At 69.2% G+C, this 24,458-nt stretch carries 17 protein-coding genes; 9 read left to right on the forward strand and 8 right to left on the reverse strand.

Annotation, left to right across the window (positions count from 1 at the left end):
- Positions 1-101 precede the first annotated feature (101 nt).
- The 7 genes from AOM45_RS15295 (at position 102) to AOM45_RS15325 (ending at position 11,021) form a co-directional block, all read left to right on the forward strand.
- Positions 102-1,448 (forward strand): glycoside hydrolase family 43 protein, encoded by a 1,347-nt coding sequence (locus AOM45_RS15295; RefSeq protein WP_236703581.1) that lies wholly within the window; start codon positions 102-104, stop codon positions 1,446-1,448.
- The gene (locus AOM45_RS15300) at positions 1,424-2,776 is read left to right on the forward strand and encodes an extracellular catalytic domain type 1 short-chain-length polyhydroxyalkanoate depolymerase (RefSeq protein ID WP_236703588.1); all 1,353 of its coding nucleotides are present in this window, start codon (positions 1,424-1,426) and stop codon (positions 2,774-2,776) included. The genes AOM45_RS15295 and AOM45_RS15300 overlap by 25 nt, the downstream gene beginning before the upstream one ends.
- Positions 2,764-5,610, forward strand: coding sequence for a glycosyl hydrolase family 95 catalytic domain-containing protein (locus AOM45_RS15305; RefSeq protein WP_030468580.1), 2,847 nt, complete (start codon positions 2,764-2,766; stop codon positions 5,608-5,610). The genes AOM45_RS15300 and AOM45_RS15305 overlap by 13 nt, the downstream gene beginning before the upstream one ends.
- Before the next feature lie 45 nt (positions 5,611-5,655).
- A complete protein-coding gene (locus AOM45_RS15310; protein WP_030468579.1) occupies positions 5,656-6,957 on the forward strand; it encodes a CE1 family esterase in 1,302 nt (433 codons plus the stop codon).
- A 29-nt stretch (positions 6,958-6,986) separates the two neighbouring features.
- The gene (locus tag AOM45_RS15315) at positions 6,987-8,264 is read left to right on the forward strand and encodes a ricin-type beta-trefoil lectin domain protein (RefSeq protein WP_030468578.1); all 1,278 of its coding nucleotides are present in this window, start codon (positions 6,987-6,989) and stop codon (positions 8,262-8,264) included.
- A gap of 112 nt (positions 8,265-8,376) precedes the next feature.
- Positions 8,377-9,717: a ricin-type beta-trefoil lectin domain protein gene (locus tag AOM45_RS15320; RefSeq protein WP_051783738.1), complete on the forward strand. Its 1,341-nt coding sequence runs from the start codon at positions 8,377-8,379 to the stop codon at positions 9,715-9,717.
- Between the two features lie 2 nt (positions 9,718-9,719).
- A complete protein-coding gene (locus AOM45_RS15325) occupies positions 9,720-11,021 on the forward strand; it encodes a ricin-type beta-trefoil lectin domain protein (RefSeq protein WP_030468576.1) in 1,302 nt (433 codons plus the stop codon).
- Positions 11,022-11,076: 55 nt separating this feature from the next.
- Here the strand turns inward: AOM45_RS15325 and AOM45_RS15330 are convergent, their stop codons facing one another.
- Positions 11,077-12,777 (reverse strand): ABC transporter permease subunit, encoded by a 1,701-nt coding sequence (locus AOM45_RS15330; protein WP_035910709.1) that lies wholly within the window; start codon positions 12,775-12,777, stop codon positions 11,077-11,079.
- A complete protein-coding gene (locus tag AOM45_RS15335; protein ID WP_236703590.1) occupies positions 12,774-14,303 on the reverse strand; it encodes an ABC transporter substrate-binding protein in 1,530 nt (509 codons plus the stop codon). The genes AOM45_RS15330 and AOM45_RS15335 overlap by 4 nt, the downstream gene beginning before the upstream one ends.
- Before the next feature lie 54 nt (positions 14,304-14,357).
- On the opposite strand from AOM45_RS15335, the gene AOM45_RS50875 reads away from it, so the two are divergent.
- On the forward strand, positions 14,358-14,582 hold the full coding sequence (locus tag AOM45_RS50875; RefSeq protein WP_156093907.1) for a hypothetical protein: 225 nt from the start codon (positions 14,358-14,360) through the stop codon (positions 14,580-14,582).
- Between the two features lie 118 nt (positions 14,583-14,700).
- Here AOM45_RS50875 and AOM45_RS15340 read toward each other — a convergent pair whose 3' ends face one another.
- From AOM45_RS15340 to AOM45_RS15365, 6 genes are all read right to left on the reverse strand, one after another.
- Complete coding sequence (locus AOM45_RS15340) at positions 14,701-15,726, reverse strand: LacI family DNA-binding transcriptional regulator (RefSeq protein ID WP_030468573.1); 1,026 nt, start codon at positions 15,724-15,726, stop codon at positions 14,701-14,703.
- Between the two features lie 258 nt (positions 15,727-15,984).
- Complete coding sequence (locus AOM45_RS15345) at positions 15,985-17,715, reverse strand: glycoside hydrolase family 6 protein (protein ID WP_030468572.1); 1,731 nt, start codon at positions 17,713-17,715, stop codon at positions 15,985-15,987.
- 20 nt (positions 17,716-17,735) lie between these two features.
- Positions 17,736-18,188 carry a hypothetical protein gene (locus AOM45_RS15350; RefSeq protein WP_030468571.1) on the reverse strand — a complete coding sequence of 151 codons (453 nt, stop codon included), beginning with the start codon at positions 18,186-18,188 and terminating at the stop codon, positions 17,736-17,738.
- Positions 18,188-19,441: a lytic polysaccharide monooxygenase gene (locus tag AOM45_RS15355; protein ID WP_035910707.1), complete on the reverse strand. Its 1,254-nt coding sequence runs from the start codon at positions 19,439-19,441 to the stop codon at positions 18,188-18,190. Before AOM45_RS15355 ends, AOM45_RS15350 begins: the two co-directional genes overlap by 1 nt.
- 11 nt (positions 19,442-19,452) lie before the next feature.
- Positions 19,453-22,323 (reverse strand): glycoside hydrolase family 48 protein, encoded by a 2,871-nt coding sequence (locus tag AOM45_RS15360; RefSeq protein ID WP_030468569.1) that lies wholly within the window; start codon positions 22,321-22,323, stop codon positions 19,453-19,455.
- A gap of 243 nt (positions 22,324-22,566) precedes the next feature.
- Positions 22,567-23,499, reverse strand: coding sequence for a pectate lyase family protein (locus AOM45_RS15365; protein WP_030468568.1), 933 nt, complete (start codon positions 23,497-23,499; stop codon positions 22,567-22,569).
- Between the two features lie 167 nt (positions 23,500-23,666).
- On the opposite strand from AOM45_RS15365, the gene AOM45_RS15370 reads away from it, so the two are divergent.
- The gene (locus AOM45_RS15370; protein WP_156093905.1) at positions 23,667-24,431 is read left to right on the forward strand and encodes a pectate lyase; all 765 of its coding nucleotides are present in this window, start codon (positions 23,667-23,669) and stop codon (positions 24,429-24,431) included.
- Positions 24,432-24,458 lie beyond the last annotated feature (27 nt).

Genomic DNA, 24,458 nt, shown 5'->3' on the forward strand with positions numbered 1-24,458 from the left:
CACCGCACCACAGACCGCAGGGCTGCTCCGCGGGAAGGACGGGCGCCGCGGAGCAGCCCTGCTCCCACCTGGAGACGATGATGGCCGAGAAACGAAAACTCTTGACGAGACTCGCACTCGCGGTGGGCGTGGTGCTCACGCTGGCCGCCCCGGCGCACGCCGACAACCCGATCGTGCAACACGTCTACACCGCCGACCCGGCGCCGTTGGTCCACAACGGACGGGTCTACCTCTACACCGGGCACGACGAGGACGGCTCCACCTGGTTCACCATGAAGGACTGGCGGGTCTGGTCGTCGGCCGACATGGTCAACTGGACCGACCACGGCTCCCCCATGAGCCTGAACACGTTCAGCTGGGCGAAGCAGGACGCGTGGGCGGGGCAGGCCGTCGAGCGCAACGGCAAGTTCTACTGGTACGTCCCGGTCGTCACGAAGGCCACGGGGCGTCCGGCCATCGGTGTCGGCGTCTCCGACAGCCCCACGGGCCCGTTCCGCGACGCCCTCGGCCGGCCCCTGGTGGAGAACGGCGAGATCGACCCGACGGTCATGATCGACGACAACGGTCAGGCGTACCTGTACTGGGGCAACCCCAACCTCTCGTACGTCCGCCTCAACACCGACATGATCTCGTACTCGGGCGGCATCACCCGGATCCCGCTCACCACGGCCGGGTTCGGCACGCGCACCGGTGACGCGAACCGCCCGACCCTCTACGAGGAGGGTCCCTGGGTGTACAAGCGCAACGGCCTGTACTACAACGTCTTCGCGGCGAAGTGCTGCTCGGAGTTCATCGCCTACTCCACCTCGCCCGGCCCCACCGGACCGTGGACCTACCGCGGCACCGTGATGCCCACGCAGGGCAGCAGCTTCACGAACCACCCCGGCATCGTCGACTTCAAGGGCAGCTCGTACTTCTTCTACCACAACGGCGCGTTGCCGGGCGGTGGCGGCTTCACCCGCTCCGTCGCGGTGGAGAAGTTCAGCTACAACGCCGACGGCACCATCCCCACGATCAACATGACCACGACGGGACCGCCGGCGGCCGACACGCTCAACCCCTACGTCCGGCAGGAAGCCGAGACCATCGCCTGGGGCAGCGGCATCGAGACCGAGGCCGCCAGCGAGGGCGGCATGAACGTCGGCTTCATCAACAACGGTGACTACATCAAGGTGAAGAACGTTGCTTTCGGCGGCGGGGCAACGACCTTCTCCGCACGGGTGGCGTCCACCGTCGCGGGAAGCTCCGTCGAGGTCCGCACCGGCGGCCCCAACGGCACTCTCGCCGGCCGCTGCACGGTGCCCAACACCGGCGGCTGGCAGAACTGGACGACCGTGTCGTGCGGGGTGAGCGGGCTGACCGGAACCCAGGACCTCTACCTGAGGTTCAGCGGTGGCAGCGGTTACCTGTTCAACCTGAACTGGTGGCAGTTCGGCGGTGCGCGATGAACGCCAGGGCTCATCAGGACGGTCTTCGCATCGCCGCCCTCGTCGCGGCCGCGCTGCTGCTGATCGCCGCGGTGGCGCTCTCGCTGGTGCCGCAACCCGCGGTGGCCGCGTCGCTGGCGCGGGTCACGAACTTCGGCACCAACCCGACCAACCTGAACATGTACGTCTACGTGCCAGACAGGGTCGCGCCGCGGCCCGCGCTGCTGGTGATGGTGCACTACTGCACGGGTTCCGCGAGCGCCGTCCACAACGGCAACGGACGCGACTACGTGACGGCGGCGGACCGGTACGGATACGTGATCGTGTACCCGGAGGCGACGCGGGACGGCCGCTGCTTCGACGTGTCCACCGCGAACGCGTTGCGCCGCAACGGAGGCAGCGACTCCACCGGGATCATGTCGATGGTGTCGTACGCGCGTCAGCGCTACAACGTCGACCCGGCACGCATCGTCGTCTCGGGTTTCTCGTCCGGCGCGATGATGACCAACGTCCTGGCCGCCGAGTACCCGGACGTGTTCAGCGCGGGTGCGGCGTTCTCCGGTGTCCCGGCGGGCTGCTTCGCGACGACGAACGGGTCGTTGTGGAACAGCCAGTGCTCGGGCGGGAACCTGCTGAAGACCCCGCAGCAGTGGGGTGACCAGGCCAGAGCGATGTACCCCGGCTACACCGGCCGGTACCCGCGGATGCAGCTGTGGCACGGCACGAACGACACCACGCTGGCGTACCCGAACTTCGGTGAGGAACTCGACCAGTGGACCAACCTGCACGGGGTGAGCAGGACGCCCTCGTCCACCGACCAGCCGAAGCAGAACTGGACGCGCACCCGGTACGGCACCGGCGTCGAGGGCGTCAGCATCCAGGGCGTCGGCCACGACCTGCCGATGGCGGGCATGCTCGCCTACTCGATCGCGTTCCTCGGCCTGGACAGCAACCCGCCCACCACAACGACAACGACAACAACCACGACCACCACCACGACGACGACCACCACCACAACCACGCCGGTGCCGTCTGACGGATGCAAGGTCACCGCTTCGGTCAACCCCTGGAACACCGGCCTGACCGAGACGATCACCATCACCAACACGTCGAGCACCGCGGTGAACGGGTGGCAGCTGCAGTTCACGCTGCCCGGTGGACAGGCCATCACGGGCGGCTGGAGCGCCACCTACTCCCCCGCCACCGGTCAGGTGACCGCGCGCAACGTCGACTACAACGCCCAGATCCCGCCGAACGGTTCGGTGTCGATCGGCTTCCAGGCCACCCACACCGGCGACACCGCGGCCGCCGGCGAGTTCACGCTGAACGGACTGTCATGTCAGAACTGAACCGGCGGCAGCTCATGAAGCTCGGCGCGGGCGTCGTGCTCACGCAGGCGGGCTGGACCGCGACGCCCAGCGCGAACGCGGCGGACGTGCGCGCGGCCAACGACCTCTCGCTGTGGTACGACCGCCCGGCGGGGTCCGACTGGCTGCGCGCGCTGCCGGTCGGCAACGGCAGGCTGGGCGCGATGGTGTTCGGCAACACCGACACCGAACGCCTCCAGCTCAACGAGGACACGCTCTGGGCGGGCGGCCCGCACGACTACAGCAACCCGCGCGGTGCGGGCGCCCTCGCCCAGATCAGGCAGCTCGTGTTCTCGAACCAGTGGACGCAGGCGCAGTCGCTGATCGACCAGACGATGCTGGGCAGCCCGGCGGGGCAGCTGGCGTACCAGCCGGTGGGTGACCTCCGGCTGGCGTTGCCGTCCGCGACCGTGTCGGGATACCAGCGGTCGCTCGACCTCACGACGGCGACCGCGGTCGTGACCTACACGGCGAACAACGTGCGGTACAAGCGCGAGGTCTTCGCGAGCGCGCCGGACCAGGTGATCGTGATGCGGCTGACTGCGGAGACGCCGGGGTCGATCTCGTTCACCGCGTCGTTCAGCACTCCACAGCGGGCGTCTGCGTCCACTGTGGACGGCACGACCATCCAGCTCGACGGCGTGTCCGGCACGCAACGCGGCATCGCGGGCGCGGTCCGGTTCGCCGCACTGGCCAAAGCCGTGACGGAAGGCGGCACCACCACGAGCTCGGGCGGAACCCTGCGCGTCGCGAACGCCAACGCGGTGACGCTGCTGATCTCCATCGCCACGAGCTACGTCGACTTCCGCACGGTCAACGGCGACCACCTGGGCATCGCCCGCGGTCGCCTCAATGCCGCGCAGGGTGTCCCCTACGACACCCTGCGCGGCCGTCACGTCGCCGACTACCAGGCGTTGTTCGGCAGGGTCACGCTCGACCTGGGCCGGACGGCGGCGGCCGACCAGCCGACCGACGTCCGGATCACCCGCCACGCGAGCACGAACGACCCGCAGTTCTCCGTGCTGCTGTTCCAGTACGGCAGATACCTGCTGATCTCCTCGTCCCGGCCGGGTTCGCAACCGGCGAACCTGCAGGGCATCTGGAACGACCAGATGAGCCCGTCGTGGGACTCGAAGTTCACCATCAACGCCAACCTGCCGATGAACTACTGGCCCGCGGACACCACCAACCTCGGCGAGTGCTTCCAGCCGGTGTTCCGCATGGTCAACGACCTCACGGTCACCGGCGCCCGCACGGCCCAGGTGCAGTACAACGCGCGCGGCTGGGTCACCCACCACAACACCGACGCCTGGCGCGGTTCCTCGGTCGTGGACTTCGCCGCGGCCGGCATGTGGCAGACCGGTGGCGCGTGGCTCTCGACGCTGATCTGGGACCACTACCTGTTCACCGGCGACGTGGCCTTCCTGCGCACGTACTACCCGGCGCTGAAGGGGTGCGCGCAGTTCTTCCTCGACACCCTCGTCACGGAACCGAGCCTCGGTTTCCTCGTCACCAACCCGTCGAACTCGCCGGAGCTCAACCACCACGCGAACGCCAGCGTGTGCGCCGGGCCGACGATGGACATGCAGATCCTCCGCGACCTGTTCGACGGCTGCGCCTCCGCGTCGGAGGTGCTCGGTGTCGACGCCGACTTCCGCACCCAGGTGCGGGCGGCCCGGCAACGGCTCGCCCCGATCAAGGTCGGCTCGCGGGGCAACGTCATGGAGTGGCTGTACGACTGGGTGGAGACCGAACGCGAGCACCGGCACGTCTCGCACCTCTACGGCCTGCACCCGAGCAACCAGATCACCAAACGCGGCACTCCCCAGCTGCACGCCGCGGCGCGCAGGACGCTCGAGCTGCGCGGTGACGCGGGCACGGGGTGGTCGCTGGCCTGGAAAATCAACTTCTGGGCCCGGCTCGAGGAGGGATCCAGGGCGCACGACCTGCTGCGGTCGCTGGTGACGACCGACCGTCTCGCGCCCAACATGTTCGACCTGCACCCGCCGTTCCAGATCGACGGCAACTTCGGGGCGACGTCCGGCATCGCGGAAATGCTGCTGCACAGCCACAACGGCGAGCTGCACGTGCTGCCGGCGCTGCCACCGTCCTGGCCCGCGGGCAGCGTCACCGGCCTGCGCGGGCGCGGCGGCCACACCGTCGGCGCGACCTGGGGTGCCGACGGCGCGATCACGCTGACCGTCACGCCCGACCGCGACGGCACCGTCCGCATCAGGAACCGGATCTTCACCGGCACGTTCGAGCTGCAGGACACGACGACCGGCACGGCGGTCCAGCCGACGAAGCCCGAGCCCGACGTGGTGACGTTCGCGGTCCAAAGCGGACACACCTACCGCGCGACCGGCCGGGGAACCGGGTCCGAACCGGTGGTGCGGCCGGGCGTGTACTACCGGCTCGTCGCGAAGCACAGCGGGAAGTACGCCGACATCAGCGGATCGTCGACCGCGGCGGGCGCCCTGCTGCAGCAGTGGTCCCAGACCACCGGGCTCAACCAGCAGTTCGACTTCCTCGACTCCGGTGGCGGCTACTACCGCGTCCGGGCCAGGCACAGCGGTCTCGTGCTCCAGGTCGCGAGCTCGAGCACCGGCGCCGACATCACCCAGCAGACCGACACCGGCGCGACGAGCCAGCAGTGGCGCGTGGTCGACCAGGGCGGCGGCGTGATCAGCCTGCTCAACCGGCAGAGCGGCCTGGCCATGGACGTCTGGCAGGCGTCGACCGCCGACGGTGCCCGCGTCTCCCAGTGGACCCAGAGCGGAGCCCAGAACCAGCGCTTCCAAGTCCAACCAGTCTGACCACCGAAGGGACAACGATGTTCCACCAGCACGAGGGACCCTGCCATGTCCCGGCATAGAATCGCGATCGCTCTCGCCGCCGCCAGCGCCGTGGTCTTCCTCGGCGCGGCGGGCATCGCGCTCGGCGGCACCACCCCCGGCCACGTCACCGCGGCGGCGGGAACAGCGGGGTGCGGCAAGGCACCCGCACTGAACAGCGGCCCGCACACCATCAACACCGGTGGGCAGAACCGCTCCTACATCCTGAGGGTGCCTGCGAACTACGACAGCAACCGGCAGTACCGGTTGTTCGTCGGCCTGCACTGGCTCGGCGGCACCGCCGACAACGTCGACTCCGGCGGATCCGACGGCTACAACTGGTCCTACTACGGACTGCGCAAGCTGGCCGACGCCGCCAACAACGGCACGATCTTCGTCGCGCCGCAGGGCAACAGCAACGGCTGGGCCAACCCCGGCGGCCAGGACCTCACGTTCATCGACGACCTCACCCGCCTGCTCGACAACAGCCTGTGCATCGACACGACCCAACGCTTCGCCGGCGGCTTCAGCTACGGCGGCGGCATGTCGTACGCGATCGCCTGCGCCCGAGCCAACGTGTTCCGCGCGGTCGTGGTCTACTCCGGCGCACAGCTCAGCGGGTGCAGCGGCGGCACGCAGCCCATCGCGTACATGGGCATCCACGGCGTCAGCGACAACGTGCTGAACATCAGCCAGGGCCGGGGACTGCGCGACACCTTCGTGCGCAACAACGGCTGCACAGCGCAGAACGCACCCGAACCCCGTGCAGGCAGCCGCACGCACATCATCACCAACTACAGCGGTTGCCGTGCGGGCTATCCCGTGGTGTGGGCGGCGTTCGACGGCGGGCACACGCCGGGTCCGATCGACTCGGGCGGAGACGGCTGGCGGACCTGGACGTCCGGTGAGGCGTGGAAGTTCATCACCCAGTTCACGGGCGGCACCGACCCGACCAGCACTACGACGACCACAACGACCACCACCACGACGACGACGAACCCGCCCGGTGACGCGGAATGCCGGGTCAGCGACAAGATCAACGCCTGGAACACCGGGCTGACGTCGGAGATCACCATCACGAACACCGGCACCGCGCCGGTCAGCGGGTGGTCGCTGGTCTTCACCCTGCCCGGCGGGCAGACCATCACGAGCGGCTGGAGCGCGACCTACTCCCCCACGTCGGGTCAGGTGACGGCGAAGAACGTCAACTACAACCCGGACATCGCGCCCAACGCCTCGATCAGCATCGGCTTCCAGGCCACCCACGGCGGCAACGCCTCTGCACCGACGTCGTTCGCCCTCAACGGCAAGACGTGCGCAGTCGCCTGACCATCACCACAGGGAGTGCGAACAAACCCATGCGACGGAACACCATTCAACGAGCGTGGTCGCTGGTCGCGGCCGTCACGCTGGCGTTCGCCGGCGTCAGCGTCGCCGCGGCCGAAACGCCCTCGGTCCTCGCCGGGACCGCGGGCTGCGGCAAGGCACCGACACTGCGCAACGGCAACCAGACCATCCAGAGCAACGGCAAGAACCGCTCGTTCATCCTCAGCATCCCCGACAACTACGACAACACCCGCCAGTACCGCCTGATCTTCGGGTTCCACTGGTGGGGCGGCACCGCGGACCAGGTGGCGGGCGGCGGCAGCGACGGCGCCGTCTACGCCCACTACGGGCTGAAGCAGCTGTCGAACAACTCGGCGATCTTCGTCGCGCCGCAGGGCATCGGCAACGGCTGGGCCAACACCGGCGGCGAGGACGTCACGTTCGTCGACGACATGCTCCGCCGGATCGAGAACGACCTCTGCGTGGACACCGCGCAACGGTTCTCGCTCGGCTTCAGCTACGGCGGCGCCATGAGCATCTCGCTCGCGTGTTCCCGCCCGACCGTGTTCCGCGCGATCGCGGCCATCGCGTCACCGGGCGAGATCAGCGGCTGCGCCGGTGGCACCGCACCCGTGGCCTACATGGGCATCCACGGCATCAACGACAACATCGGCTCGGGCCGCGGCCAGCGCGACCGGTGGGTGCGCAACAACGGCTGCACGCCGCAGAACGCCCCCGAACCAGGCCCCAACAGCCGCACGCACATCACCACCACCTACTCCGGTTGCCGAACCGGCTATCCGGTGGTCTGGGCTCCGTTCGACGGTGGCCACCAGCAGGGACCGGTGGACGGCTGTGCGGGCTGCGAGAGCGGTGCGCGCAGCTGGGTGAAGAGCGAGGTGTGGAAGTTCTTCACCGGTGACACGACGCCGGCGCCGACGACGTTCCGGCTGCGCGGCGAGGCGTCCGGCCGTTGCCTCGACGTCAACGGTGCGGGCACGGCCAACGGCACGCAGATGATCACCTGGGACTGCCACAGCAACGCCAACCAGCAGTTCACCCAGAACGGCCAAGCACTCCAGGTCACCGGCAAGTGCCTGGACGCGCCCAACAACGCCACCTCCGGCACCAGGGTCCGGATCTGGGACTGCAACGGCGCCGCCAACCAGGGGTGGACCATCACCACCACCGGCACCGTCACCAGCGTCCAAACAGGACTCTGCCTCACCTCGGGCGGCACCGCCAACGGCGCCGCCGTCACCGTGGCGACCTGCCAGGGCGGCACCAACCAGCGCTGGGCCAAGGCCTAGCACGAAAGACGGGTGAGGGCGGCCTCCAGCAGCGGGGCCGCCTTCACCACTCCGCCGCCAGTGTGATGAACGAAGGGGACAACGATGTTCCACCAGCACAAGGAGCCCTGCCATGTCCCGGCATAGGATCGTGATAGCCCTGGCCGCAGCCAGTGCCGTGGTCTTTCTCGGCGCGGCCGGAATCGCGCTCGGCGGCACCACACCCGACGGTCGCGTCGGCACCACCGCGGCCACGCCGGGCTGCGGCAAGGCACCCGCACTGAACAGCGGCCAGCACACCATCAACAGCGGTGGGCAGAACCGGTCGTACATCCTGCGGCTGCCCCCGAGCTACGACAACAACCGCCAGTACCGGCTGTTCGTCGGGCTGCACTGGCGCGGTGGCACCATGAACGACGTCGACTCCGGCGGAACCGACGGCTACAACTGGTCGTACTACGGACTCCGAAAGCTGGCCGACGCCGCGAACAACAGCACGATCTTCGTCGCTCCCCAGGGCAACGGCAACGGCTGGGCCAACCCCGGTGGGCAGGACCTGACGTTCATCGACGACCTCACCAGGCTGCTCGACAACAGCCTCTGCATCGACACGACCCAGCGCTTCGCCGGCGGCTTCAGCTACGGCGGCGGCATGTCGTACTCCATCGCCTGTTCCCGCGCCAACGTGTTCCGCGCCGTCGTCGTGTACTCCGGCGCCGAACTCAGCGGATGCAGCGGCGGTACCCAGCCCATCGGGTACATGGGCATCCACGGCGTGAGCGACAACGTGCTCGGCATCGGCCTCGGCCGCGGTCTGCGCGACAGGTTCGTGCGCAACAACGGCTGCACAGCCCAGAACGCACCCGAGCCGGGTGCCGGCAGCCGCACGCACATCATCACCAACTACAGCGGCTGCCGCTCCGGCTACCCGGTCGTCTGGGCGGCCTTCGACGGCGGGCACACCCCCGGCCCGATCGACTCCGGCGGAGACGGCTGGCGCACGTGGACGTCCGGTGAGGCGTGGAAGTTCATCACCCAGTTCGCTCCCGGCGGCGGCCCGACGTCGACCACGACGACCACCACCACGACACCTCCGAACCCGACGACGTTCCGGCTGCGCGGCGAGGCCTCCGGCCGTTGCCTCGACGTCACCGGAGCCGGCAGCGCCAACGGCACCCAGCTGATCACGTGGGACTGCCACACCAACGCCAACCAGCAGTTCACGCAGAACGGCCAGGCCCTCCAGGTCCTCGGCAAGTGCCTCGACGCACCCAACAACGCGGGCTCCGGCACGAGGGTCCAGATCTGGGACTGCCACGGCGGCGCCAACCAGAGCTGGAACGTCACCACCGACGGCACCGTCACGAGCGTCCAAACGGGACTGTGCCTCACCTCCACCGGCACCGCCAACAACGCGTCCGTGACGGTGGCGACCTGCCAAGGCGGCACCAACCAGCGCTGGGCGAAGGCGTGACCATGCGACTGAACGGAACACCTCGCCGGACGGCGTGGCTGGTGGCGGCGGCCACCGCCGCACTCGTGCTCTCGGGTCTCAGCTCCGCCAACGCGAGTCCACCGCGGGTAGCCGGGGACCAGGCCGCGCAGGCAGCCACTCCCGGCTGCGGCAAGGCTCCCACCCTGCGCAACGGCAAGCTGACGATCCAGAGCGGCGGCAAGAGCCGCTCGTTCATCCTCAGCATCCCCGACAACTACGACAACACCCGCCAGTACCGCCTGGTCTTCGGTTTCCACTGGTACGGCGGCACGGCCGAGCAGGTGGCGGGTGGCGGCAGCGACGGCGACGTCTACGCCCACTACGGCCTGCGGCGGCTGGCCAACAACTCGACGATCTTCGTCGCACCGCAGGGTCTCAACAACGGCTGGGCGAACTCCGGCGGCGAGGACGTGCGGTTCGTCGACGACATGATCAGCCGCATCGGCGGTGACCTCTGCGTCGACACCGCGCAGGTCTTCGCGCTGGGCTTCAGCTACGGCGCCGGGATGAGCGTTGCGCTCGCCTGCGCCCGCCCGACGGTCTTCCGCGCCATCGTCTCCATCGCGGGCGGGGAGATCAGCGGGTGCGCGGGCGGCACCGCGCCCGTGGCGTTCATGGGCATCCACGGCCTCGGCGACAACATCGCCGGCGGACGGGCGCTGCGGGACAGATGGGTCCGCAACAACGGCTGCACGCCGCAGAACGCCCCCGAACCCGCGCGGGGCAGCAACACGCACATCACCACGTACTACTCGGGGTGCAAGACCGGCTATCCGGTGGTCTGGGCACCGTTCGACGGCGGCCACCAACAGGGACCGGTGGACGGCTGCGCAGGGTGCGAAAGCGGGGCGCGCAGCTGGGTCAAGGCCGAGGTGTGGAAGTTCTTCACCGGCGAAACACCTCCTGTCCCGACCACGTTCCGCCTGCGCGGCGAGGCGTCTTCACGGTGCCTCGACGTCAACGGAGCGGGCACGGCCAACGGCACGCAGATGATCACCTGGGACTGCCACAGCAACGCCAACCAGCAGTTCACCCAGAACGGCCAGGCACTCCAGGTCACCGGCAAGTGCCTGGACGCACCCAACAACGCCACCTCCGGCACCAGGGTCCGGATCTGGGACTGCAACGGCGCCGCCAACCAGGGGTGGACCATCACCACCACCGGCACCATCACCAGCGTCCAAACAGGACTCTGCCTGACGTCCGGCGGGACGGGCAACGGCGCGGCCGTCACCGTGGCGACCTGCCAGGGCGGCACCAACCAGCGCTGGGCGAAGGCCTAGCCAACCACCCTCAAGGGGTTGAGGTGAAGGCGGCCATCGAGCGCGGTGGCCGCCTTCACTCTGTGCGGGTCGTTCCCGAGACCGCGACGACGGAGAGCAGCACCAGCGCCCCGGCCGGAGCGAGAACGGTCCACGGCGCCAGTTCGAGGTACGGCTGGTTCTCCGACAGCAGCCGGCCCCACTCGGGCGTCGGCGGCTGCTCGCCCAGGCCCAGGAAGCCCAGCGAGGCCAGCACGAGAACCGTGGTGGGCAGGCGCAGCACCGCGTTGCGCACCACGGCGGGCAGCACGGCGGGCAACAGGCTGCGCCGCATCAGGTGCACCGGGCCCGCCCCCATCGACTTGGACACGCGCACGTGTTCGGTGGCCCGCTCCTGCTCGAACAGCGCGGCGGCCTGGACGGCGTACGGGGTCCAGGCGACGAGGCACACCGCGCACGCCGCACCCCACACCGACGGCCCGGTGACCGCGGTCGTCAGCAGCCCCGCGAGGACCGCCGGCAGCGTCGAGGTCACCTCGGTGAGACCCGCGCCCGCCCGGCCGGTCATGCCGAGCAGCAGTCCGATGAGGACACTCACGACCGTCACCGCCAGTGCGAGCGCGGTCGTGCGCAGCGCACCGTGTCCCAGCCGGGCCAGCAGATCGCGGCCGAGCGCGTCCGTGCCGAGCGGGTGCGCGATCGACGGTGCCGCGAGCCTGGCCGCCGTGTCGACGTGCAGCGGGTCGCGCGCGAGACCCGCCACGACCAGCGCCAGCAACACGAGCACGCAGGTTCCGCCGACCCGGCGGACGAAGCGGTGCGGCCGCGGTGCCGGCGGGTTCAGCGCGGGCAGGGCGCCGTCGCGCAGGGCGGGACCGAGCAGGCGACGGCGCACGGCACCGACGGCGACGCCCGCGACGACGCCGAGCAGCACGAGGACCAGGGTCGCGGTCTGCAACGGCGGGAGGTCCCTCGCCACCGCCGCGTCCAGCGCGAGCCTGCCGAGACCGGGGATGTTGAAGATCTTCTCCACCGCGACCGCGCCACCGACCAGTGCGACGACGGTCGGCAGCAGCTGCGGGAGCACGCCCGCCACCGCGGCCCTCAGCCCGTGCCGCGCGATGTGGGACGGCGGAAACCCGCAGGCGTGCCAGAACCGCACCCACTGCTCGGTGAACACGGCGGGCAGCGACTGGTCGAGCAGGCCGCCGATCACCGCACCGGACGGCACTCCCAGCGCGAGCGCGGGCAGCACCATCGACGACGGCCCTTCCCAGCCACTCGACGGGAACCAGCCCAGCCACACCGCGAACACCGTCGCGAGCAGTGAGGCGAGCAGGAACTTGGGCAGCGCGGCCAGGAACGCGGCCACCGCACCCGACCGCTCCTGGCGCAGCCGCAACCGTCCGCCCAGCCGCACCGTGCGGGCGCAGACCAGTGCGGCCACCACGACCGTGACCACCAGGGCGCCGAGCATGAGCGTGGCCGAGACCGCGAACGCCGTCATCACCTCGGGCAGCACCGGCGCGCCCGACACCCACGACACCCCCGCGTCGCCGCGCGGCAGTCCGCCGAGCCAGTGCACGAGGTGCGGCAACGGCCCCTGGTCCAGGCCGAGCTCCTCGCGCACCGCCGCGAGCTGCTCAGGAGTCGGGTCCTGGTCGGCCGACCGCGCGCGCAGCACGGCCAGAGCGGGATCGGAGCCGGACAGCCACGGCAGCAGGGCGACCGCCGCCAGCAGACCGGCCCCGGCCACGACCCGGCCGACGGCGCTCACCTGAGGTGCGTCGCGGCGGTGATCAGCGTTCGTTCACGCGGATCCAGCGCCACGTTCTCGACGCGCGTGCTGATGCCCTGCACGGCCTTCTCGTGCACCAGCGGCACCACGGCGTCCGTGCGCAGGATCTCCGCCTCCGCCTGCATGATCTTCTGCTGCCGCAGCGCGGTGTCGCTCTCCTGCGCCGCTGCCGCGATGGCCTGGTCGACCTTCGCGTCCTTGAGGCGGGCGATGTTGTAGACACCCGTGCTGGTGAAGTCGCTCGCGAGGAACGCGACCGCGTCACCGGTGTCGAGCAGCGTCACGCGCGAGAACACCAACGCGTCGTACCTGCCGGCGAGCAGGTCGGCCTCCATCTGCGTGTACTCGCGCACGTCCTGCTGCACTGTGAACCCGGCCTTCTCGAGCTGCTGCTGGAGAACGGTCGCGACCTCGGGCAGTTCGGCGCGGTTGGTGTAGGTGGCGAGCCTCAGCGTCCTGCCCGCGGTCTTGGCCTTGACGTCGGTCGCGGCGTCCGCCCGCCCGGTCACCGCGACCCGCTTGTCCGCGGCCCATCCCACAGCCGGGCCGAACAACCCCTTCGCCGCATCGGCATAGCCACCGAAGACCGGCCCGACGACAGCGGAGGAGTCCACCGCGGCACGAGCGGCCGCACGCAGCGTCGCGTCGGCGAAGATCCCGTCCCCGGTGTTGAGCACCAGGCTGTCGGTCCGCACCGACGGCACGTCGTGCCGCGTGTCCCCGGCCAGCAACTCGGCCTGGGAGGTGGGAATCCACTCGGCGACGTCGGCCTCACCGGACCGCAGCGCGTTGGCCCGCGCGGTGCCGTCGGCCACCCAGGTCACGTCGACGCCCGCGAGCTTCGCCCGGCCACCCCAGTAGCCGTCGAAGCGGTCCAGCGTCGCCGAGCTCTTCCCGTTGAGCTTCGAGATCTTGAACGCCCCGGTGCCGGTGCCGACGGGACTCACCGTGCCGTCCTGGGCGTAGGCCTTCGCCGCGAGGATGCCGAGCGCGGGACTGGCCAGCCGCAGCGGCAGCACGGGATCGGGGTTGGTCGTGCTGATCATGACGGTGTCGGCGTCGTCGGCCTTGGCGGTCAGCGTCACGTCGCTGAGCACCCTCGGCTTGACCTTGGCCGCGGCGGCGTGCCCGAGCGCGGCGACCACGGACTCCGCGGTGACCTCGGTGCCGTCGTGGAAGGTGGCCTTGCGCAGCTCGAAGGACCAGGTGGTCGCGTCCTTGCGGCTCCAGGAGGTGGCCAACGCGGGCGCGGCGGCACCCTCGGCGTTCAGCGCGGTGAGCCCTTCGGCCACGGAGAGCTTGCTCAGCACCGTGGCGTCGTTGCTGAACGGCGACAGCGCCTGCGCCGGCGGCACCGCGAGCGCGACCCGCAACCGTGCCGAGCCGTCACTCGTGCCCGAGCCGCTGGACACGAAACAGCCTGTCAGCAACGGGGTGAGGGTGAGCAGGGCGCAGAGGCCGGTGACGGAGCGCATGGAAGTCCTGTCGGGCAAGGGATCGGTCACGTCACCCTATGAGGCAAGCCTAACCAAATGCGCCGGGTAGTGGTTGAAATCTCAATGACCACCTGGGTAGGCACCGGTGTCGCTCAGCCGCCCGCGAACAGGGACAGCGTCTCGACCGGCTCCGCGGAGTCGCCCGCGCTGTCCACAACGGACAAGAAGAGAGGAGTGCGCGCCGCCGCTCCGCCGCCGGGCGACACGCACTCCTCCAAGGCGATCATCGAGTCGCGGCAAGGGCTGTGCGGGCCGCATTTCCACACAGCCGTGACGCCGTTCCCGTGACCGCCCGCCTCTCCTCACCGATCCGCATCCCAGCCGATCCGCATCTCAGCCGGCCCGCGTCCACGACCGGCCCCGGCCTCGGCCGGCCGCGCCTCTCCGCAGCCGACCAGCACCGTCCTCAGCCGGCCGCACCCCTGGCAGCAGCCGGATCCGGAGTGCTCGCCCGACGCGACAACCGCGGCGGCAACAGCATCAGCGGTGGCGGCTGCTTGCCGTCGAGCTTGGCCACCAGCAGGTCCACCGCGTGCCGCCCGAGCTCCTCCGCGGGCAGCCGCACCGACGTGAGCGGCGGTGACATCTGCTCGGCGAGGTCGTCCGGGCAGATCGCCACCACGGCGACGTCGCCGGGCACCTGCCGTCCGGCCGCGCGCAGGCACGCGCTGATCCAGCCGAGCGCCGCCTCGTTGTGCACCACCAGCGCCGTCATCGACGGATGTGCGCGGATCAGCGCTTTCACCGCCCGCAGCACCGAGTCGTGGTCGTCCTCGACGGACAACGCCGTCGCCGCCACTCCCCTGCGCATCGCGGCCGCGCTGAAGCCGTTCATCGTCCGGTGCGCGAAACCCGCGTTGCGGCGGTAGACCGCACTCGGCGCGCCCAGGAACCCGATGGAGCGGTGCCCGAGGTCGGCGAGGTGGTCGACGCACTTCGCGCCGGCCGCCTCGAAGTCGAGGTCCACGCAGGTGAGGCCTCGCGCCGCCGTCGGGTGTCCGATGAGGACGGACGGCTTCGACAGCTGACGCAGCAGCGGCACCCTGTCGTCGTCCATCTCCACGTCCATCACCAGGAAGCCGTCGACCTGGGAGCTGTTCGCCGCCCTGCGCAGTCCTGCCGCGCCGTCGTCCGCGGTCATCAGCAGCAGGTCCATGTCGTACCGGCGCGCGGTCGTCACGGCCGCGCTGACGAACCGCGTCACGGCGGGCAGGTGCACGCCCGCGCGCAGCGGCAGGACCAGCCCGATCACGTTCGCACGACTGCCGGCGAGGGCCCGGTCGGCGGCGTGCGGCTGGTAGCCCAGCGCCCTGATGCTCTCCCGGACGCGGGACTTCGTGCCGGCGGAGATCGACCGCTTGCCCGTGAGGACGTAGGAGACAGTGCTCGGAGCGACCCCGGCATGCCGCGCGACGTCCGCGATGGTGACCACACCGCCTCCTTTCACGCATTCACTCACAGAGCGTTCCGTCACCATAGGGAGCACGTTCAGATGACATCAAGAGACGTGTTCGCGTTAACATTTCTCGTCCCCTTGTGGTCCAGACGAATTCCGTACTGTCTGGAAACTTGCCGGACAGAACGACAGACCGGTCGTCGTGAGCACGCTCACAACCTCCGACCTGCGCCCCGAGCGGGCTCCTGCGCGGGCGGAAGCCGCGCAGGAGCCGTCTTCAGGACAGCTCGGTCGTCACAGCGCCGGGTAGGCGTTGCGCATGAGCTCCTGGAACTGAGCGGAGAACCACTTGCCCGACAGCGGGGCATCCGCCAGCGCACCCGACATGTTGTTGCCGTTGCGGATGTTGCCGGTGTAGGTCGGGTCGCACATCTTGTCGGCGCCCTTGCCCTCGTTGTTCGGGATCTCCTTGCTCGCGCCGTCGGACTCACCCGGCGGCTTCATCCACACGTACGCGTCGATGCCCGCGGCGGGGGCCGCCTTCGGCCGCTCGCCCAGGCCGGCACCGGACTGGTTGCACCAGTTGCCGAGGTGGATGCGCCGGTCCAGCTTGCCGCCGTTGACGTAGGTGTCCACCGTCGTCTTCGGCCCGGGGCCCGTCGGCCGCGCACTGCCGCCCCAGCCGTTGCGGCTGGTGTCGATCAGCATGCCGACGTTCGCGTCGAAGCCCGCCTGCACGGCCCGCTGCCGGAACGCCTGCGCGTAGGACAGCTCGTCGACGTAGCGGTTCCAGTCCACCCACTTCGACTGACGCACGGACGTGCCGTTCACGGAGTCGTCGATCGTGAAGTACGGCTCCTTCAGCGCACCGTAGTTCGCGGTGTTGGCGATGAACCCGTGGACGTTCGCCTTCGTGCTACCGGACGCGTTGGCCGCCTGGAACAGCAGCTCGGCCGTCGGGCCGAAGTTGTCGTCCCAGCCGATCCAGCCGTGGTGGCCGATGTCGAGGTAGTTGTAGACGTTCGGGATCGCGCCCAGCTTCGCGAGTGCGTAGCCGACACCGGTGATGTAGTTGCCGTTCGCCTTCATGACGTCGCACGCGTCGACCTTGGTCGGGCGGGGCGTCACGTTGGTGATCAGGTTCGGCAGCGAATCGATCTCGACCGTGGTGACGATCCTCAGGTCCTTGTACGCGGGCTTCGCGAGGATCGCGGCGATCGGGTCGATGTACTCCGTCTTGTAGCGGTCGATCTCGGTGGGCTTGAGCTCACCGTTGGACGCGAGCGCCGAGCAGTCGCGACCGGGCAGGTTGTAGATCACGAACTGGATCACGAGTGGTGAGCCCGCCGCCTGGCGCACCGCCTCGTTCAGGTGTCCTTCGATGCCACGGCCGTCGACCGTGCCGGTGATCGCCGCGATGCGGTCGATCCACACACCGGTCGGCTGGTTCGCGACGCGGCTGCCGCCCGGCTCGGCCGCGGCCTTCGCCGACCAGTCCGGGTTCACGTACATCTTCGCGTTCGCGTACGGGTTGTCGACCCGGTTGCCGGGGTTCGGGTTGGGGTTCCCGCTCGTGGTCGTCGTCGTGGTGGTCGTGCTCGTCGGCACCACGCCCGTGCACGTCGTCCCGTTGAGCGTGAACGTCGCCGGGTCGGTGTTCGTGCCGCTGTAGCTGCCGTTGAAGCCGATCTCGGTGGCCGCGCCGGTACCCAGGCTGCCGTTCCACGACATGCTGGTCGCGGTCACGTCCGCGCCCGACTGCGTCCAGTTCGCGCTCCACCCCTGGGTCACGCGCTGCGAGCCGGGGAACGTGAACTTCAGGGTCCAGTTCGACAGCGCGTCACCCAGGTTGGTGATCTTCACCTTGCCGCCGAACCCGCCGCCGCCCCAGTTGTTCGCCGTGTAGTCCACACGGCAACCCGGTGCCGCGCCCGCGGGTGCGCTGAGCGCCACCCCGAACGTCGCCACGGCGCAGGCGACCACGACACCCGCCGCGGCCCACCGCCTCTGTCCGTTGAGCCTCATTGCTCAGGATCTCCTGTCTCTCAATGGTGTTTGATCGCGATGAGCGAGCACGCGGTGGGCGTGCACTCGAGTCTTTTCAGGCCGAGGTGCTCCATGCCGGTCACGCCGGTGATCGCGAACCCCTCTCCGAACACGAGGTCCGGGTCGCCCCGCACCTCGCCCCGCACCAGCGCGGCGCGCCACGCCTCCTCCAGTCCAGGACGGAGAACGAGCAGCCCCAGGCGTTCGTAGGGCGGCTTCACACAGGTGCCCCACTCCGCGATGTACGGCCCGTAGACCTTCGCCCGCACCGAACCCGCGAACGCGGCGAAGTCCTCGCCCTTGCGCACGTCGGTGCATTCGCCGGTGACGTCGTTCAGCCACGCGGCGATGCCGTCGACGCCCTTGCCGGGGTCCGGGGCCGGTCCGGCGCGTGCGACCAAGACGGCGCACACGACCGAACCGACCACGAAGAGGGCGAGGAGGACCCTCATCACGGGATGGCGCAACTCACGCCGTTGAGCGTGAAGTTCACGGGATCCGTCACCGCACCCGACGTGTTCACGTTGAACCCGAACTCCGTCGTGCCACCGGCCGCGATGTCCGCGTTCCACGCGGCACCCTTGGCCGTCGCCTTCCCGCTCGCCACGGTGACCGTGGACGACCAGGACGACTGGAGCTGCTGCCCGCTGGGGAAGTCCCAGACGAGCTGCCACGCGCGCACGGCTTCCGAGCTGCCGTTGGCGATCTTCACGTTCGCCGTGAAGCCGCCGTTCCAGGTGCTCGGCTTGGTGTAGGTGACCGTGCACGCGCCGGGTCCGCTGCCGGTGCGCACCGTGACGCCCGCCGACGACGGCGAGGCGTTGCCCGCCGAGTCGACCGCGACCACGCGGAAGGTGTACTCGGTGTTCGCGGTCAGCCCGCGGACCGTGGCGGAGTTCGTGGTCGAGGTGGCCACGACCTGGTCACCGCGGTAGACGCGGTACTCCGACACACCGAAGTTGTCCGACGACGCCGTCCAGTCCAGCCGCGCGGAGCTGCCGGTGACCGAGGACGCGACCGGCGTACCGGGAGCGGTCGGCGGCTGCGTGTCCGGCACGCTGCCCCCGAACACCACGTCCGAGCAGCTGTAGAACGCCTCCGGGCTGTCGGAGCGCTGCCAGAGCGAGTAGATGATGTGCCGGCCGGACTTGTTGGGAAGCTTGGCCTGCCAGCTGTACTCGCCGTTGCCCAGCGGCGGGTTGGTGATCTTGTCGAACGGCACGGGTTCCAGGTCCGACCACTTGAGCGGCTTCGTGACGTCGAAGCCGTCCTTCGTGACGTACTGCTCCCACGTGCCGGGGTGCGGCGCCCAAGCGTTGTACTTGAACGTCACCGAGGCGTTCGCCGTCACCTGGGTGACCGGCCAGTCCGCCCGCGGCAGGTTGTAGGCGTCGTACTTCGTGGTGGGCCCGCACAGGCTGCCGTCGGGGATGATTTCACGGTGCCGCCCGGCGGCGTTGCTGATCAGGTTGCCGTACCAGTCCCACAACGGCTGCTTCCCGCCCTGGGCCACCGCCGCGATGCACGCCGGGTTGGTGGGCTGCAGGTCACCGCCACCGCTGCCGGCGCGACCGTCCTGGTAGCAGAGGTACGTGCGGCTGCCGGGCCAGACCATCGAACCGTGTGCGAGCGCGGGAGCGCTGGTCTGCACGAGGAGAGCGCCGATCGCCGCGGCGATCGCCAGGAGTGCGATTGGTTTTCTCATGTCGATCCTCCTCACCCGTAGATCTCTGCGTGCAGGGAGAACGCGGTGGCGATCTCGGTCTGCGCCCAGAAGCGGTGGTAGGTGAACGTCGGCGCAGGTCCACCGTCCAGATAGGACTGGACCTTCGGCCACTGCGGGTCGTTGCGGAACATGGACCGCATCGACAGGAACGACGAGTTCTGCCCGATCTGGTCGCCGTTCGGCATCTTCCCGGTCCAGCCCGGCGGCACGTACGGTCCCTCACCGGTCGTGGCGTTGTACGTGTCGTCGAACCGCTTGTAGTCCTCGCGGACCTCCGGCGTCGCGATGCCCAGGCTGTCCTGGTGCGCGAGCAACGACGTCAGCAGCGCCTCACCGGTCGTCTTGGCCTGGGCGTTGCCCGACTTCGACGCGTAGTTCAGCAGCACCTTGGCGAGCGACGCCGCCGTGCCGACGTCCTGGTTGCGGTTGAGGACCCGCACCCGCAGGTTCGCGTTCGCACCAGGGTTGGTGGCGTTCCACGTGTCCGGCGCACCGGTCCACTCCAGGTCCGCGGGGATCTGGAAGTTCGTGCCGGTCGTGGTGTTCGCGATCGCCCACGGCACCCACTTGTCGAGGATCTTCTTGGCCCGCGCGTCACCGGTCAGCCGGTAGAGCGCGGCGGTCCTCTCCAGACCCCACACCTGGAAGCCGAACCACCGGTTCGACGGCGGGTCGCGCCACACCGGGTGGGCGTCGTAGTACATGCCGTAGAACGTCGGGGTGCCGGCGGGAGGCGCGGCGTACTGGCCCTCCCAGCTGTTCGTGACACCACCGGCGATCGCACCGTCGGCGGACTGCAGCCACTGCAGCATCTCGAGCTGCCGGCTCAGGCTCGTCGCCCAGTCCTGCTGCCCGGTGGCCGACTTCGGCTTGAGAGCCGGCACGTTCGCGAGAGCGTGCGCTGCCAACGGGTTCTGGTAGCCCTGGTGCGAGGCGCCGTCACCGATGCGCCACGACCAGCCGGCCGACGTGTCGTACGCGCCGCCCCAGGCGTAGTACCAGGACATCAGGTAGTGCGCACTGTTCTTCCCGGTCCCGGCAGGGCAGGACGGGCTGGAGCAGTTGCCGATCTTCTTGAAGTACTTGTCGTACATCGCGTACCGCAGGTAGTCGCCCATCTTGGCCGACTTGCCCATCTCGTTCGCGATGTCACCGGCCTTGCCCTGCGCCGTGGCCCACTGCTGGGCGAGCAGCGCCACCTGCACCACGCGGGCGTCCGCGTCGGGAGCATTGGTGTACTTCCACTGCTTGGCGTAGGAGGAGTCCTTGGTGAACAGGTCCAGGTAGCCGTTGGGGCCACCGTGCTTGAACGTGTCGCAGGAAGGCTGCGGGATGGTCTCCCACACCGACTCCGACGAGCCGCGCTGGTAGGTGTTGATGTACGACGGCGCCGTGGTGCCGTCACCGCACCGGCCGAAGCCGTAGGTGTTGTCGACGTCGAGCAACCAGTGCATGCCGTAGATGTCCGAGTTGCCGTACGCGGACTTCAGCTCGCCCGCGATCGGGTCGGAGCCCACCGGGACGCTGCTGTCGAGCACCGCCGGGTACCGGTCCATCCTCGGGTGCTCCGGCGCGTAGGTCGCGGGCTTCGAGGCGTTGTAGGAGTCGTTCGTCGGCTGGTCGGCCTTCGCCGGGATGATGAACTTCTCCATCGAGGCGAACGCGGACTTGAACGGCGCCCAGTCACCGGTGACGCGGCCGTAGCTCGCTTCCAGCCACAGGTAGTAGCTGTAGGCCTCGGACGTCGTCTGGTGACCGTGGTCCGGTGCCTCCACCATCAGCGTCTCGACCGAGTGGTACGGCACGAGCAGGTCGCCGAACTTGCGGAAGTAGCCGCTGGCAGGGTCCTTGATCTTGTTGTACTGATCCAGGAAGGCCTTGTTGAAGTCCGAAGTGGACGGATCGATCTCCTTGGCCGTGACGCTCGCCGGGCTGTGGCCGGGTGCCGACGCCGTGAACGTGGCGGTCGCGAGCTCACCACCGTTGTTCGCCGAGGTCACCGTGACCGTCTGCTTGGCGGTGCTGGAGAACGTGAGCGTCGCCGGGGTCGCCGTCAGGTCCGTGCTGCCGCTGCGGGCGATGGTGACGGTGACGGGCTGGCTCGGTGCCGTGGCCAGGGAGACGTCGAACGTCGCCGACTGACCCTGCTTGACCGAGACCGTGCTGGGCGTCGCCAGCACCGCGGGTCCGGCCAGCACCTTGACCGAGGCCGGCGCGGACGTGCTCGCCAGACCCTTGTCGTCGGTGGCCCGTGCGGTGATGACGTGGTCGCCCGCCGTCGGCGAGGTCCAGGTGCCGCTGTACGGCGCGCTGGTGTCCGTCGCGATCAGCTGGTCGTCCGCGTAGAAGTCGACCTTCGCCACCGCGCCGTCGTCCGTCGCGGTCGCCGCCAGCGGGATCTGCGCGGGCAGGGTGTAGGTGCTGCCCGACGCGGGCGCGGTCAGTGCGACCGTGGGAGCCTTGTTCGGGCCGGTGCAGGACACGCCGTTGACCGCGAAGTCCGTGGGTGGCCGGTTGGTCGCACCCTTGCTGCCGTTGAAGCCGACCTGCGCCGTGCCGCCGGCCGGGATCGTGCGCGCCCAGTCCGGGTTGGTCACGGTCACGACCGCGCCGTTCTGCGTGAAGTTGCCGTTCCAGCCCTGCGTGACGCGTTGCCCGTCGGGGAACGTCCACGTCAGGTTCCAGCCGTTCAACGCGTCTCCGTCGTTGCGGATGGACACCGCCGCGCCGAATCCGTTGTTCCACTCGTTGGTGACTTGGTAGGTGACGCTGCAGGCCACCGCGGCCGGTGCCGCCACGGCGGGTACCCCGCCGGTCAGCACCACCGCCGCAACCGCCAACGCCACTGTTCGTCGAGTCATGCCGCCGCCCTCTCGACAACTGGGAGCGCTCCCAGAGTTCACGGCACTGTAACGTGGGCCACATCGGCCAACTGGCCCCCGGTGCAGTCGAATCTGGCCCGAAAAGTCCTGCCCGGTAAGCCTTTCGGCGCAACACCGGTTCGTCTGCGAGATCCTCTTACTGCTCTCTTCGAGTGGAATTCTGGGAGCGGTCCCAGAGGAGGGTGGGGGCGCCCTCACCACGAAGGGCGCCCCCTGTTCTCATCAGCCGCGGCCGGCTCCCGCCCCGGCCGTGACCACGCTCTTCACGCTGCTCGCGCCGTCGAGCGGGTACGAATAGGGAAGGCTCTTCACCGAGCCGCCCTGGTCGCCCGCGCCCGAGTTGACGAAGTGGTTGTTGCGCGCGACGAGCGCACCACCGGGCGAGCTGCCCTCACCGCGGTGGAACGGATCCTTGGTGTTCTCGAAGTAGTTGCTTTCGACGAGTACACCGGCCTCGACGGTCGACGCGACGCCGTAGTCGGTCACACCGCCGTAATAGTTGTTGTAGACGTGCACCGGGTTGCCGAACCGCACGCGCGGGTGCCGTTGCTGCGTGCCGGCGAACCAGTTGTGGTGGTAGGTCACCCGCAGCTTGCCCCTGTCCTCCGAGCCGTTGCCGTCGCTGTGGCCGAGCAGCATCGTCTTGTTGTGACTGGAGAACTTGTTCCAGGACACGGTGACGTAGTCGGACGCCCGCTTGACGTCGACCGCGCCGTCGTAGCCGTTGGAGAAGCTGCTGTGGTCGACCCACACGCGGGTGGAGTACTGCACGTTGATCGCGTCGTCACCCCAGTCGCGGAAGTTGAGGTTGCGGACGATCACGTTCGACGCGTTGCTGATGTTGAGGCCCTGACCGGTGATCGTCGCGCCCGACCCGACACCCTCGACCGTCTTGTTCGAGGCGATCTTCGTCATGCTCGGCAGCGAGATCGTGCCGGACACCCGCACCACCGCCGGGCTCGACGACCCGACGGCCGCGACGAACGCCGCCGCGGTGGTGACGGTGACCGGGGAGGCACTGCCACCACCGGTCGTGCCACCGCCCTGGGTGGCCCAGCCGACCAGACCGAACGGTGCGGCGGACGCCTGCGGGGCGGAGATCACGCCGGCGACCAGAGCGGCCACCGAAACAATTGCTGCGCGTTTTGGAATCATTCCACGCTCCTGTGAGTGAGCGGCGGTGCATCCACGGAAGCAGCTCGCAACATTCCGGTCAACCATTTCGAAGGTATTCGAGTCGAACACATCGACAATGGTTGACAAGAAACAGCAAACGCCTACCATCGATTTACCGCCGCGCATCCCCTGCATGCGGAGCGCACATGAAGAAACTGACAACAACGGTGTTGGCAGCGGCCTTCGCCCTGTTTCTCGCACCACCGGCACAGGCAGCGGGCAGCACCTTTCCCACCCCGACCGGCCAGAAGCCGGTCAGCGCCACCGTCAAGGTGCCGTCGGGCACCTACGACGGTGGCATGAAACGGTTCTACGGCACCGGGAACCTCGGTTCCGGAGGCCAGAACGAGAACCAGGACCCGATCTTCCAGCTGGCCGACGGCGCGTCGCTCAAGAACGTCGTGCTCGGCGCACCGGCTGCGGACGGCGTCCACTGTCTCGGCACCTGCACGCTCACCAACGTGTGGTGGGAGGACGTCGGCGAGGACGCGGCCACGTTCAAGGGCACGTCGTCGTCGCAGACCATGACCATCAACGGTGGTGGCGCGCGCAAGGCGGCCGACAAGGTGTTCCAGCACAACGGGCCCGGCACGATGGTCATCCGCAACTTCCAGGTGGACGACTTCGGCAAGCTCTACCGGTCCTGCGGCAACTGCAAGACGCAGCACAAGCGGAACGTCGTGCTGGAGAACATCACCGCGTTCTCCCCCGGCAAGGCACTGGTGGGCATCAACACCAACTACGGCGACACCGCGCGGTTCTCCCGGATCACGATCGTCGGTGACAGCAGCAAGAAGATTGCGATCTGCGACAAGTACCAGGGCGTCACCAGCGGTGAACCGAAGAAAATCGGCACGGGTGCGGACAGCACCAACTGCCTGTTCAAGTCCTCGGACATCACCTACCGCTAGCGGAAAAGCCCCGGCAGCCGGCCGGGG

Source organism: Lentzea aerocolonigenes (assembly GCF_000974445.1).
In the GTDB taxonomy this organism is placed as follows: domain Bacteria; phylum Actinomycetota; class Actinomycetes; order Mycobacteriales; family Pseudonocardiaceae; genus Lentzea; species Lentzea aerocolonigenes.

Excerpts from the sequence above, each read along its gene's own strand:
- AOM45_RS15310 (WP_030468579.1), top strand. The coding sequence starts at position 5,656 with ATGTCCCGGCATAGAATCGCGATCGCTCTCGCCGCCGCCAGCGCCGTG.
- AOM45_RS15345 (WP_030468572.1), bottom strand. The coding sequence starts at position 17,715 with ATGAGGCTCAACGGACAGAGGCGGTGGGCCGCGGCGGGTGTCGTGGTC.
- AOM45_RS15320 (WP_051783738.1), top strand. The coding sequence starts at position 8,377 with ATGTCCCGGCATAGGATCGTGATAGCCCTGGCCGCAGCCAGTGCCGTG.
- AOM45_RS15350 (WP_030468571.1), bottom strand. The coding sequence starts at position 18,188 with ATGAGGGTCCTCCTCGCCCTCTTCGTGGTCGGTTCGGTCGTGTGCGCC.
- AOM45_RS50875 (WP_156093907.1), top strand. The coding sequence starts at position 14,358 with ATGACCACCTGGGTAGGCACCGGTGTCGCTCAGCCGCCCGCGAACAGG.
- AOM45_RS15355 (WP_035910707.1), bottom strand. The coding sequence starts at position 19,441 with ATGAGAAAACCAATCGCACTCCTGGCGATCGCCGCGGCGATCGGCGCT.
- AOM45_RS15315 (WP_030468578.1), top strand. The coding sequence starts at position 6,987 with ATGCGACGGAACACCATTCAACGAGCGTGGTCGCTGGTCGCGGCCGTC.
- AOM45_RS15370 (WP_156093905.1), top strand. The coding sequence starts at position 23,667 with ATGAAGAAACTGACAACAACGGTGTTGGCAGCGGCCTTCGCCCTGTTT.
- AOM45_RS15360 (WP_030468569.1), bottom strand. The coding sequence starts at position 22,323 with ATGACTCGACGAACAGTGGCGTTGGCGGTTGCGGCGGTGGTGCTGACC.
- AOM45_RS15365 (WP_030468568.1), bottom strand. The coding sequence starts at position 23,499 with ATGATTCCAAAACGCGCAGCAATTGTTTCGGTGGCCGCTCTGGTCGCC.
- AOM45_RS15325 (WP_030468576.1), top strand. The coding sequence starts at position 9,720 with ATGCGACTGAACGGAACACCTCGCCGGACGGCGTGGCTGGTGGCGGCG.
- AOM45_RS15305 (WP_030468580.1), top strand. The coding sequence starts at position 2,764 with ATGTCAGAACTGAACCGGCGGCAGCTCATGAAGCTCGGCGCGGGCGTC.